The sequence below is a fragment of the Psychrobacter sp. CR212 genome, from assembly GCF_059693765.1.
On sequence record NZ_JCATIF010000003.1, the window covers coordinates 240452 to 252492 of the forward strand.

Consider the following 12041-nt stretch of genomic DNA (forward strand, 5'->3'; position numbering starts at 1 on the left):
TGTGCGCAAAAGAATCTTAAGAAATATTTTTATAATAATATTTGAGGTAAGGCGAGCGTGATAGCGATGCCTACTATTAGCCACGTTTAAAGGAGTAAGTCATATGGCACAGGTTTATACCAAAAAATCTTTGAAATCTTTTTTTAGCATCACCTTAATGGCAGCGGCGCTGGGTTTGACAGCGTGTAGCGGTGCAGGCGACGATCCTGATATCAAAGCGCGCCAAGACAGCATGAAAAGCTGGGGCGATGCGATGGGCGTCATGGGTGATATGGTCAAAGCCCCTGATACCTTTGATGCGGCGGTTTTCAAAGAGCAGGCATCATTCTTGGCAGAAGATGCGGCAAACCCTTGGAGTCACTTTGAAAACCAAGAAGCCATGGGCAACGCGACTGAAGCCGTATGGTCAAATGCTGATGGTTTCAGTGCTGAAGCGGACAACTTTCAAAAAGTGACGGCTGAGCTAAATGCTGCTGCACAGTCGGCTACTAGTGTCGAAGACGTCCAGGCTGCCTTTGGTGAAGTGGGTGCAAGTTGTAAATCGTGCCATACCGAATTTAGAGCAAAGAATGACTAACTTTTTGTACTGGCCTAGTATAATCAATCCTAAATAAAACAGATACATTATATATCAAGGTGGAACTGGTCTAAATTTTCCTTACGTGCTGTGCCTACGCAGACAGAGGCTGCGAAAAATTTATCCCAGTCCCACTGTATCGTTTTTATACTGAATTCACTATAGTTTGTAGAAAGACAAAAAAACCGCCATATCATTGAATATGGCGGTTTTTTATTGCTCAAAAAACATTACGTGAAGACAGCTCTTTGAAATAACGCTCTAAGCAAATTGCTCTGTCTCTGCTTTTTTGGCATTATCATCATCATTAACGTCCTCATCTTGCTGCTTATTTATCTGCTTAACGATAGACTTCACCGAAGGATCGCTTAGATCTATCGTACGTATTGGGAATGGAATATTGATATCTGCTGCATCCAGCGCTTTTTTGACTTCTACGATGACTTGATGAATAGAAGCGACTTTATTAGCCTGAGTGCCGTTATCAATAAACCAACGTACTGTCAGATCCATAGAAGAGCCGCCAAACCCTGTCGCAATAACACTTGGCGTCGCTTTTCTCGATACGCTTTCAACTTTATCCAAAGCTTGTAGAATCTCAGCCTTTGCTGTTTCGATATCGTCTTCATAACCAATGCCCACCGCCACTTGTAAGCGGCGCTGTTTGTAGGCGGTATTGACGGTTAATGCCGAGGTATATAGCTCCGAGTTTGGAATAACCACTTGCCTACCATCATAAGTCTTGATGGTCGTTGCACGGATTTTGATATCTTCTACCGTTCCTTCGTAGTCCCCTGAGACGATTTGATCGCCAATACGAAACGGTTCTGAAATCAGCAACAAAATACCAGAGAGTAGGTTTTGAAAAATATCTTTAAAAGCAAAACCAATCGCAACCGAACCAATACCCAGCGCACCGATTAATTTGGCTGGTGTAAATCCTGGAATAGCGACAACCATGGCGATCATAAAGCCAATAAACAGAATAAGTGCCCCGCCTATGCGCTGAAACACCTTCACCAAGTTTTGATGACGCACGCGCGCGCCTAAGGTTTTATGCACGACTTTTTTGAAAATAATCGACAACAGCCAAAAAATCCCCAACACAATGAGCGCCGCTATAAAATATGGAATGCGCTCGATAAAGCCACTTGCCAAGTCTTGCGTGGTATAGACCACTTGTTGATAGACGGTCACACCATCGGTTAGCGTGTTCGATAGGCGGCTCACGTCAGGGGTGGGCATAAAAGGTTGCTCCTATTGCTGTCTTAGCGCGTGTTTAAGGGGATAAATAAATGAACATCTCACTACTGTTTTGCCAGTTATGACATCAAATCAGCTTGTACGATTTCAATCCAGTAGCCATCAACATCCTTGATAAAGGCAATGTTTTTCATGCTGCCGTCTTCTGGACGTTTTTTGAACTCAACATCGTTCTTATCAAACCAAGCGATGGCTTCATCCAAGTTCGGTACATTAAAACAAATGTGTCCAAAGCCTTGAGGGTCTTGGTTGCCATCATGATAGCTAAAGTCAGCTTTTGTCTCGGTGCCGTAATTATGGGTCAGCTCCAAAATACCGCGCTGACGGAAAGCAAAAATTTCTAAATCATCACCAGCTGGCAAGTTGTCGCGCTCGCTCTCAGTTAGCTTTGCCAAGAAATACAGATCAAACTCCATATCAGGGAATTTTTTGACCGCCAGCAACGTCATACCCAACACGCCAGTATAAAACGCCAATGATTTTGCAGGATCTTTGACGCGGAGCATGGTGTGGTTAAACGTAAAACCTGTCGTTTGCGTAGAGATTGACTGGACGCCATCTGTACTGATACTGCTCGCAGGCTGTGCGATGGTCGCATTATTATCGTTAGTAGACATAGTTATCCTAAGGTTATTCAAAAAAGAGTGTTATAAATAAGCGAATCACGACTGTCATGATTCACTGCTGTCTCTCATCATAATAAAAATTGGCAAAATAATTGATAGGGTTTTGTAAGAATATGAACAAAGTATGTTCATGTTTAGATATATATTAGCTGTCTAAGAACCTCACCTTACCTGTCTCTAGGTCATACTCAGCGCCCACAACAAGCAGTTGACCACTATTGGTCAAGTCCTCTAGTGCCCGCGAACCATGTCTGAGCTGACTCACTGACATACGCACATTGGCACGGATAGAGCGATCAACCAACTCATCGGCATCGACGTCTTGACCATTGGCCGTTGCCAGCTCATGCAAGTTATAGACACTTGGGCGAATGCGATCAACGATCGATTGCAAATTAGGAGAATAGTTCTGATCAGGATTGATCAAGGTCTCAACGCAGGCCGTGACCGCGCCGCATTTTGAGTGTCCAAGGACTACCACCAACTGTGTGCCAAAGGCTTCGGCGGCAAACTCGATTGAGCCAATCTGTGATGGCGCCACCACATTGCCGGCCACACGTATGACAAACAAATCCCCCAAGCCTTGATCAAAGACAATCTCAACAGGTACTCGTGCATCCGAGCAGCCCAAAATAATCGCCAATGGATTTTGATCCTTGACCAATTCTGGGCGACGCTGCATATATTCATCGGTACTGGTGAGACTATCCACGTAACGGGCATTACCTTCTTTTAAAAGCTCAAGGGCTTCTTGACCTGTTGTTGGACGTATATCAGTAGGCATGAGAGATCCTTTATTATCAATAATATGAGAGTTATAAACGGCTTTATATACTTGTATGCAAACATAAATGGGCAGATGACTATTGACTATTCACACTCACCCATCAGATGCCTTATGTTTGTCAGCCATATCGTGATTGTATAGGAATAGACGCCAAAAAACGGTAAAAAATTTTGTTTAAATGTCGTTATACACCAACCTACAACTGTAAAAATATAGCCGTATCTAGCGCTGCTATGACGGTACGACTCGCGTAACTTATAACGAACTTGCACTGATTTATATCACGGGTTTGTTATAATACGCAGCAATCAGACAGCTATCAGGCAGCAATCAAATCGTGCTTACGCTCTTGCCAGTTTTTTGATGACATCGAGATACCTTGATGGCTGCATTGATTTACTGCTCTGATCTATTGGACGCTTAGGAACAGATATTATGACCGACCCATCGCCAAGCACGCACAAAACCTCTGCGTCACCTCAAAATGACAAGACGTTGCTGCAATTAAATGGTATCAAAAAAACCTACGATCAAACCGAGGTTCTAAAAGACATCAACCTTGATATCAAGCATGGCGAGTTTTTGACCCTGCTTGGGCCCTCAGGCTGTGGTAAGACAACCTTGCTGCGCTTGATTGCAGGTTTTGAGCAACCCAATGCGGGGACAATCTATCTAGATGGCGTACAGATGGCAGGCTTATCCGCTGATAAACGTCCGGTCAATACCGTCTTTCAGCAGTACGCGTTGTTTCCACATATGAGCGTCGCCCAAAATGTCGCGTATGGATTAAAGCTAAAAAAAGTGCCAAAAGCTGAGATTCAAGCTCGCGTCAGCGAGATGCTGGCCATGGTGCAGTTGGAGCATTTGGCCAATCGCAAACCGCAGGATTTATCTGGTGGGCAGCAGCAGCGCGTGGCGATCGCCCGCGCGGTGATCAATCGCCCCAAGCTCCTCCTGCTCGATGAACCACTATCCGCGCTTGATCACAAACTGCGTTTGCAAATGCAGTCTGAGCTCAAGCGTCTGCAACGTGAGCTTGGCATTACCTTTGTATTTGTCACGCATGATCAAGAAGAAGCGCTGTCGATGTCAGACCGCATTGCCGTGATGAAAGACGGCATGTTCCAGCAAATCGGCACGCCTATTGAGATTTATGAGACTCCTGCCAACTTGTTTACTGCCAAGTTTATCGGCGAGACCAATCTGTTTAGAGCTGAGGTCAAGGGTGTCTATCCAGACCTTCCAGATCGTGATGGCAACGTGACCAATGGACGCATCGAAGTTGAAGTCTGTGAGGCTCAAGCGCAAGAAGGGCCAACAACGCTACGTAACTTGCGTCGACCCAATTTTGCCAATGATGTGCAAGTGGGCGACATCGTTAATTTACTACTTCGTCCCGAAGATCTACGAATATATGATCCAAAAGATAACGAGCATAGCGGACTATTGGGACGGGTTATCGAGAGTAATTATAAAGGCAGTACGTTAGACTCGATTATTGAATTGGCAAATGGCCATATCATTAAGGCCTCTGAGTTTTTTGATGAAGATGACCCAAGCTTTGATTACAAACTAAATGAAGGCGTCAAGGTCTCATGGGTTGATGGCTGGGAGTGGGTATTGCCAGAAGACGCTGACCATACAAACAAGGCGACTGCACAAAAGGATGGTAGCTGATGGCCCGCAACCACTTAGGCAGCAAAAGTCCGTTTCGTACGGCAACGCTCTGGCTGATCTGGGGTTGGCTACTGATATTTGCGCTATTACCAAACATATTGGTCATCGCGGTCAGTTTTTTAACCCGAGATAGCAGCGCCTTTATTAGCTTACCTGTCAATATTGACAGCTATGTGCGCATGGTTGATCCGTTATATTTTGAGGTCTTTGTTCATTCATTGTGGATGGCAAGTATCACGACGGTTATCTGTCTACTGCTTGGCTATCCTTTTGCATGGCTCGTGTCCAAGGTAAGAGTGCGGTGGCAGCCGTTACTGATGCTACTGTTAATACTACCTTTTTGGACCAACTCTTTGGTACGTACTTATGCGCTAAAACTGCTCTTTGCGAATAATGGCTTGATTAATAAATCACTGCTGGCAATCGGTGCCATTGATGCTCCTATCGATATTTTATATACGCAAGGCGCGGTCATTGCTGGCCTAACTTACTTGCTATTCCCATTTATGGTACTGCCGTTATATGCAGTGTTTACTGATTTACGCAATGACATGCTGCTTGCCTCGCAGGATTTGGGTGCATCAAAAACACAGACCTTTTGGCATGTGGTACTACCACTGACGACGCCAGGGATTATCTCTGGCGTACTGCTCGTGCTGTTGCCTGCGATGGGTATGTTTTATGTGGCGGATATTTTGGGCGGCTCTCGCAATTTATTGGTCGGTAATATCATCAAAAACCAATTCTTAGACGCCCGTGACTGGCCGTTTGGTGCTGCTGCTAGTGTGCTCTTGACAGTGGCAATGGCGGTATTATTACTGGCTTATCGCGCCAGTAGTCGCCGCATTGGCAAGACTGACTTTAACGAGGTGGCCTAATGTCTTATTCGCGTACGCTTAAAATTGGCAGTATCGCTGCCAAAGGCTATCTCGGTCTTATTTATACTTTGTTATATCTACCCATTATTGTTTTGGTGGTGATGTCATTTAACAAGTCAAAAATTGGCTATAACTGGGGCGGCTTTAGCCTAAAGTGGTACGAGTCATTATTTAATAACCAAGCGATGCTCGATGCATTTTGGCACTCTATTGTCTTGGGGTTAGTCGCGGCTACCGTTTCGACTCTTATAGGGACGCTCACTGCCCTCGCCTTACATCGCTATAACTTTCGCGGTAAAGGCTTACTAAACGGGCTGCTGTTTGTGCTGATGATGTCGCCTGAGATTGTGTTGGCTATCTCTTTGCTCGCGCTATTTTTATTGATAGGCTTACAGCTAGGCTTTGTGTCTTTACTGATAGCGCATATCACTTTTTGCCTGCCGTTCGTGGTCATTACTGTGTTTGCGCGCTTGAGCAGCTTAGATGAGCGGCTAATGGAGGCAGCGCGCGATTTGGGCGCATCTGAGTCGACGATGATCCGCACGGTATTGATTCCGGTAATATTGCCTGCGGTCATGGCAGGTTGGTTACTGGCTTTTACCTTATCACTCGATGATGTGGTGGTATCGACCTTTGTGACTGGCCCAAGCTATGAGATCCTGCCGCTGCGGATTTATTCTATGGTGCGTGTCGGTCTTAAGCCTGAGGTTAATGCGATAGGTACGTTATTGCTGGTCGCCTCGCTAGTATTGGTGGTCATCTCACAGCTATTGCTACGTAAACGCTAGCAGCAATCACTCATTGACAACATCTATGAGTGAAAATCAACACAGTATCCACTATAATGAGTTTTTCTCACTTTAGCGGTTAGGTCTTATCATGCTTGAGCTTCGTCATCTTAATACCTTAACCGCGCTACGGGCGCATGGTTCACTTGCGGCAGCGGCCGATGAGCTACATGTGACGGCCTCTGCGGTCTCACATCAACTAAAAGAGCTAGAGAACTACTACGACGTCAGCCTCGTCAATCGCCGCACCCGCCCGCTCACTTTCACGCCAGCAGGTAAAGCCGTGCTAGCCTTAGCGGATAATATCATGCCGCAAGTCACGCGTACCAAAAACGATCTAAAGCGCTTAGCGCATGGGCAAGCCGGTCGCCTGCGCTTAGCGTCTGAATGTCATAGCTGTTTTGATTGGCTGATGCCGATACTCAATCACTATCGCCGCGAGTGGTCGGATGTCGAGCTAGACTTTGCCACGGGCTTTGAGCCTGAGCCGCATCATCTCTTGATGGAAGGCGATATCGATTTGCTTATTACCACCAGTGATTTACCGCTCGACGGTATTAGCTATCAGCCATTGTTTGAGTATGAGAGTCGCTTGGTGCTGTCGCCAACGCATGATTTAGCGACGCAAGAATTTATTGAACCTAATGATTTGGTTAATGAGACATTGATTGCCTATCCGGTAGAAGCCAAACGCCTCGATATCATTGCCAACTTTATGACGCCAGCACAAGTGAGCTTTGAGAGTGTTCGTACCACAGAACTGACCGCGATGCTGATTCAGTTGGTCGCCAGTGAACGTGGCGTAGCGGCATTGCCTGATTGGGTGGTGGCTGAATATGAGAAAAAAGGCTGGGTGGTCTCCCGTCCATTGGGGGACGGCGTGTATTGTCAGCTTTATGCCGCAACGCGCACGGCGAGCCAAGATATGGCTTATATGCAGGGGTTTGCGAGTTTACTTGATGGAATTGTGAAGCCGTTGTAGTTTCATTACTAATTACTTTTTTATAGTGATGAAATATTATTTACCTTTTCATATCGTAATGAATGTTATGGTAAATAATGGTTCCCTAGCGAGGACTTAAATATTTGGCTGTGGGCTACTGGTATCAATGTTTTATCTCGCTGAAACAGTCACAATGTACTTCATGGTGTACATGAACTGAGCTTTTCGAATATAAAATTAACTAAGGGCTTTCTGCTAATAAATTATGATAAATACTGTATTTGCATCAAAGATCGATCTCTGGTTAGCTTTTTTAATATTAGGTTTTAGCTTATTACTCATTTTGGTGCCTGTAGGAGAATGGATATACAACAATAGTTCAATTAAAAGAACAATATTTATTAGTCTTTTTACTATGCCAGGTGCAATATTACTCTTATTAATATTTTTCAGCGTAAAGTACAGTTTGTCAGATGACGAACTGTTAGTGAATTATGGTTTTTCTACTCGAAGCATTTCATTGAAAGATATTACCCAAATCACTCCTACCAACAGTACGTTATCTGCTCCAGCACTGTCCTTAGATAGGATTGAGATAATATATAAAGGGGGTAGCATAGTGATATCACCAAAAGACAAAGATGGGTTTTATCATGCAATACAAGAACGTGTTCCTACATTAAAGAATGATGGTAATGATGGATTAATAAAGAATTAATAAAGAATTAGCCTATAGTTCGGTGCGCTATACAGGCATCGCACTGGCAGCCGTAACCAGTATCATTCAAGATATAGAGAAACTAAACGTGAAAAATATTAGTATTCCATTTTCTTTTTTAAAAGAAAACGATATTGTCTTATCTGAGAAGGAAGTCGATTCTGCTATCAGTCGCAAGATAATAGATTTACAAGACTTAGGAAAGATAGTTGACGTTTCCCTAATTAACTACCCTGACAGTAAATACTTACTTGAAATTGCTCTTGATATTTTATTGAACGGCAGCTATCTGAACCCTCATGTTCAATATTTAGAGATAGATGACAGTGGTGTAAGTAGAGAGAATGGCACCATAACTATAGATGATGAACGTGTAAATGATAGATTGCGATATATTATCTTACTTTGGTTATTTAAGAACAGACTTAACAGTGATGCTGACTTTAATAAGGTAAACAGCGTTTATGATGATTTTGGCTATCCTTCTGATATGGTAGGGTTTATCAGTTATATGCCTACTAAAGAAAGTGGCGATAAAGGAAGGAGCAACCTAATATATAATCACTGGCAGAGCTATCTAGAGACGTATAGCTATCTGTTAAAAACCTGACACTGTCATATTGACACAAACTATGCCGTCAAAACTAGAGATATAACCTAGTTACCTAGTCATCTTGTAATGTTGCGGTATACCCCAGCGGAACCAGTCATTATGCCCTCTAGACTCATTAACAGACCATTTAAAACAGACTGTATTTCGATAACCACTTAAATCAGACCACTCATTAAGCAGGTGATATCGATACAAGCTCAAAGTACGCACTTAAAGAAATAAAACCCAAGCGCGGTTGCTAATAATGTCAGTCCAACATGCAAACCAACGAGCGCTAAGCCTGCTAGCAGCCGCCCATCATGAATAAAACCAAATACTTCTGCACTAAACGTACTAAAGGTAGTTAACCCGCCCAAAAATCCGGTAATCACAAAGACACGCACATGATCAGATAGACTACTTCCCATACGTTCAAACCACACCAGCGCAAGCCCAATTAGAAGCCCGCCCAGTATGTTGGCGCTCAGAGTCCCAAGTGGTACCCAACCGTGCAAGGCATTGAAACGCGATAGCCACGCGCGCAGGCAAGCACCGAATGCTGCTCCCAGACCAATAGCAAGCCACTGCATAGACTGTCCTTAGTTCAAATAGGTTTGGTGGACAAAAGGCTCAATTATACGGCTGGTAATTCTGTCATTGGCCAGCGCGGAATACAGCTAACGGCCAGATCATCAGACTGTCCTGCCTGCAAGCGCTCAAACCCTGCATAAGCAATCATCGCACCATTATCTGTACACAGCGCGGGCGGTGCATAATGTACCGAGGCATTGATTTTTGCTAGCTCCGTCTCTAGCGTCTCGCGCAGATGTGTGTTGGCACTGACGCCACCTGCAATGACCAGACGGCTCATACCTGCTTGCTTGAGTGCTTTGACGCATTTTTTTACTAGCGTATCGACCATCGCATATTGGAAGCTCGCGGCGATATCCGCGCGAATTTGCGGATCACTATCAGAGCCAGCAGTGTCTTTAATCAGGTTATGTACCGCTGTTTTCATACCGCTGAATGAAAAGTCCAAACCTCGATGTAGCATCGGTCTTGGAAGCGCATAAGCATCAGGATTGCCAGCTTCTGCCAGTTTGGCAACATTAGGCCCACCCGGATAAGGTAAGCCTAGCATCTTAGCCGCTTTATCAAAGCACTCACCCGCCGCGTCATCGATCGACTCACCCAAGATTTCATACTGTCCCACACCATGAGCGGCTATAAGTAAAGTGTGACCACCAGAGACCAACAGCGAAACAAAAGGAAAAGCGGGCGGATTGGCACCCATAAGCGGCGCGAGCAAATGCCCTTCCATATGATGAATACCAATGGCAGGAATATCCAAACCATACGCCAGACTGCGGCCAAATAATGCGCCGGTCATCAACGCACCGATCAGCCCTGGCCCTTTAGTATAGGCAATCGCATCGATGTCGTTTTTACTCATATCACACTGCTCAAGCAGCTCGTTGAGTAAGGGCACGAGCTTACGAATATGATCACGACTGGCAAGCTCAGGTACAACGCCGCCATAGAGCGCATGTAGCTCAATCTGTGAGTACAGTACTTGCCCGACCAACCCTTGATTGTCATTATTGATCTGCTCGCTATCAAAGATCGCCAGCCCAGTTTCATCACAAGACGTCTCTAAACCCAATACCTTCATACTTTTGCCTTTATGCTTTTGTTTTCGGACTATTTTTTGCCGCGTTTTTATTGTATATCGCTTTAAAATTTTGAATAGCGAATCAAATCCGCTTCGCACAGCCAGTCATATTTTTAAAATCGATAGTAATAGAAAACGCGCATAAAAAAACCGCCATTGTCAGTCACAATGACGGTCAGTTTAACAAATTTCAATGACTGGTATACTCTATATATACTACATCAGCTTACTGACACGAGCATATAATCAACAGCGGCTTTGACTTGTGCCTCACTGACACCATTTACCGCTTGTGCTGGCATTTTATTAAAGCCCTTAGCGGAGTGCATATATAGTGTCTCTTTATCTTTGGTCAGACGAGTCGCCCAAGCGGCTGTGTCACCATATTTCGGTGCATTCAATAAACCCGCTGTATGGCAGACTTTACAGTTTGACTCGTAAAGTTTAGCACCAGCATCTGCAGCGAGCACTTCAGGCTCAGCGACAACAGCAGTCTTTTCTTCAACCACCATGTCGGTAGTCTCAAATTCAGCCATAGGCTCAGGCACCGTAGTTTCAGATTCTGTTGCAACTGTTTCTTCAACACTCGTAGCAGCAGGTTCGTTGGCTGCGCTGGACTCTTCCGTAGTCGCGTTATCACCACTACAAGCGCTCAATACTAATAACACACTCAGACTGATAACAGATAAGTTCAGTCTTTTTATATGCTGCTGTATGTCGATCATGACCTTACCTTTATTTGATGCGTCTGTGGCCAAATTTTTTGTAGCAGTTCATAGACTCACAATATTATATTACGAGTCTAATTAAAAGCTTATTCAGCAGGTGTTGCCATATCGGCGCTGTCAGTGGCAGCAGGCGCAGCCGCGGTATCAGCATTCTCTGTGGCTGGGGTGGTCGCGTCTGCCATGCTTGTATCCGCCGTACCTGCTTCAGCAGTGGCATCAGCTTCTGACCCATCTGCAGCTGTTGCATCCGCCGCTGGCATCGGTGCCGTCTCTGGAAACTCCATGTCTTCTGCTTCAGGGGCGTTTGCGCGTGCCAGCTCAGCCGCTTCATCTACCATATCAATCGCCAATACTTCTTCGTGCTCTTCGCCGCCGCTACAAGCACTCACGCCCGCACCCAAAGCTACGATAAAAGCTGCGCTTAACACCGTGTTCAATACTGTTTTTTTCATTCTAACATCCTCAATAAAATACGCACAAAACGGTTCATAGACCCTACAATATGGGAAATATCATAGCATAAACTCCCACTAAACCGTTATAGACCGTAGGGATTTTTTATTAACACTAAACTTTGTGCTCCAACTCACCTAAAACCTGACAGCTTAGCTTGGATACATTTTAAACAAAGTATAAATAGACAATAAACCGTTAAAATCATTGACTTTGTTGGTATTTTTTATTAAAATACCTGCCCTTACGCTAATGCGTGAGAATTGTCCTAGTTTGAGCTGATGCCAGTAATCTTGAGATATTACGGCTAAATACTAATACACAGCCAAACTAATGCCC

14 protein-coding genes are annotated in these 12041 nt (G+C 44.6%); 7 read left to right on the forward strand and 7 right to left on the reverse strand.

Features of this window, described 5'->3' with window-relative positions; translation table 11 throughout:
• Positions 1 to 103 precede the first annotated feature (103 nt).
• Positions 104 to 577 carry a c-type cytochrome gene (locus AC58CZ_RS08270; RefSeq protein ID WP_186475199.1) on the forward strand — a complete coding sequence of 158 codons (474 nt, stop codon included), beginning with the start codon at positions 104 to 106 and terminating at the stop codon, positions 575 to 577.
• Positions 578 to 838: 261 nt separating this feature from the next.
• Here the strand turns inward: AC58CZ_RS08270 and AC58CZ_RS08275 are convergent, their stop codons facing one another.
• The 3 genes from AC58CZ_RS08275 to AC58CZ_RS08285 all read right to left on the reverse strand — a co-directional run bounded on the left by AC58CZ_RS08275 (position 839) and on the right by AC58CZ_RS08285 (position 3250).
• Positions 839 to 1822, reverse strand: a complete 984-nt coding sequence (locus AC58CZ_RS08275) for a mechanosensitive ion channel domain-containing protein (RefSeq protein WP_494224001.1) — start codon at positions 1820 to 1822, stop codon at positions 839 to 841.
• A gap of 77 nt (positions 1823 to 1899) precedes the next feature.
• A complete protein-coding gene (gene gloA, locus AC58CZ_RS08280; RefSeq protein WP_494224000.1) occupies positions 1900 to 2457 on the reverse strand; it encodes a lactoylglutathione lyase in 558 nt (185 codons plus the stop codon).
• Positions 2458 to 2611: 154 nt separating this feature from the next.
• The gene (locus AC58CZ_RS08285; RefSeq protein ID WP_058025641.1) at positions 2612 to 3250 is read right to left on the reverse strand and encodes a carbonic anhydrase; all 639 of its coding nucleotides are present in this window, start codon (positions 3248 to 3250) and stop codon (positions 2612 to 2614) included.
• A 438-nt stretch (positions 3251 to 3688) separates the two neighbouring features.
• On the opposite strand from AC58CZ_RS08285, the gene potA reads away from it, so the two are divergent.
• The 6 genes from potA (at position 3689) to AC58CZ_RS08315 (ending at position 8867) form a co-directional block, all read left to right on the forward strand.
• On the forward strand, positions 3689 to 4930 hold the full coding sequence (potA, locus tag AC58CZ_RS08290) for a spermidine/putrescine ABC transporter ATP-binding protein PotA (RefSeq protein ID WP_494223999.1): 1242 nt from the start codon (positions 3689 to 3691) through the stop codon (positions 4928 to 4930).
• Positions 4930 to 5808 (forward strand): spermidine/putrescine ABC transporter permease PotB, encoded by an 879-nt coding sequence (potB, locus tag AC58CZ_RS08295; RefSeq protein WP_494223998.1) that lies wholly within the window; start codon positions 4930 to 4932, stop codon positions 5806 to 5808. Before potA ends, potB begins: the two co-directional genes overlap by 1 nt.
• The gene (gene potC / locus AC58CZ_RS08300) at positions 5808 to 6596 is read left to right on the forward strand and encodes a spermidine/putrescine ABC transporter permease PotC (protein ID WP_494223997.1); all 789 of its coding nucleotides are present in this window, start codon (positions 5808 to 5810) and stop codon (positions 6594 to 6596) included. The genes potB and potC overlap by 1 nt, the downstream gene beginning before the upstream one ends.
• Before the next feature lie 91 nt (positions 6597 to 6687).
• A complete protein-coding gene (locus AC58CZ_RS08305) occupies positions 6688 to 7578 on the forward strand; it encodes a LysR substrate-binding domain-containing protein (RefSeq protein WP_494223996.1) in 891 nt (296 codons plus the stop codon).
• A 226-nt stretch (positions 7579 to 7804) separates the two neighbouring features.
• Positions 7805 to 8257, forward strand: coding sequence for a PH domain-containing protein (locus tag AC58CZ_RS08310; RefSeq protein ID WP_071002413.1), 453 nt, complete (start codon positions 7805 to 7807; stop codon positions 8255 to 8257).
• Positions 8258 to 8345: 88 nt separating this feature from the next.
• The gene (locus tag AC58CZ_RS08315; protein WP_494223995.1) at positions 8346 to 8867 is read left to right on the forward strand and encodes a DUF2247 family protein; all 522 of its coding nucleotides are present in this window, start codon (positions 8346 to 8348) and stop codon (positions 8865 to 8867) included.
• A gap of 200 nt (positions 8868 to 9067) precedes the next feature.
• Here the strand turns inward: AC58CZ_RS08315 and crcB are convergent, their stop codons facing one another.
• From crcB to AC58CZ_RS08335, 4 genes are all read right to left on the reverse strand, one after another.
• On the reverse strand, positions 9068 to 9439 hold the full coding sequence (crcB, locus tag AC58CZ_RS08320) for a fluoride efflux transporter CrcB (RefSeq protein WP_289115664.1): 372 nt from the start codon (positions 9437 to 9439) through the stop codon (positions 9068 to 9070).
• 44 nt (positions 9440 to 9483) lie between these two features.
• Positions 9484 to 10521: a tRNA (adenosine(37)-N6)-threonylcarbamoyltransferase complex transferase subunit TsaD gene (tsaD, locus tag AC58CZ_RS08325; RefSeq protein WP_494223994.1), complete on the reverse strand. Its 1038-nt coding sequence runs from the start codon at positions 10519 to 10521 to the stop codon at positions 9484 to 9486.
• Positions 10522 to 10742: 221 nt separating this feature from the next.
• On the reverse strand, positions 10743 to 11246 hold the full coding sequence (locus tag AC58CZ_RS08330; RefSeq protein ID WP_494223993.1) for a c-type cytochrome: 504 nt from the start codon (positions 11244 to 11246) through the stop codon (positions 10743 to 10745).
• Positions 11247 to 11335: 89 nt separating this feature from the next.
• Positions 11336 to 11701, reverse strand: a complete 366-nt coding sequence (locus tag AC58CZ_RS08335) for a hypothetical protein (RefSeq protein WP_494223992.1) — start codon at positions 11699 to 11701, stop codon at positions 11336 to 11338.
• Between the last annotated feature and the right edge of the window lie 340 nt (positions 11702 to 12041).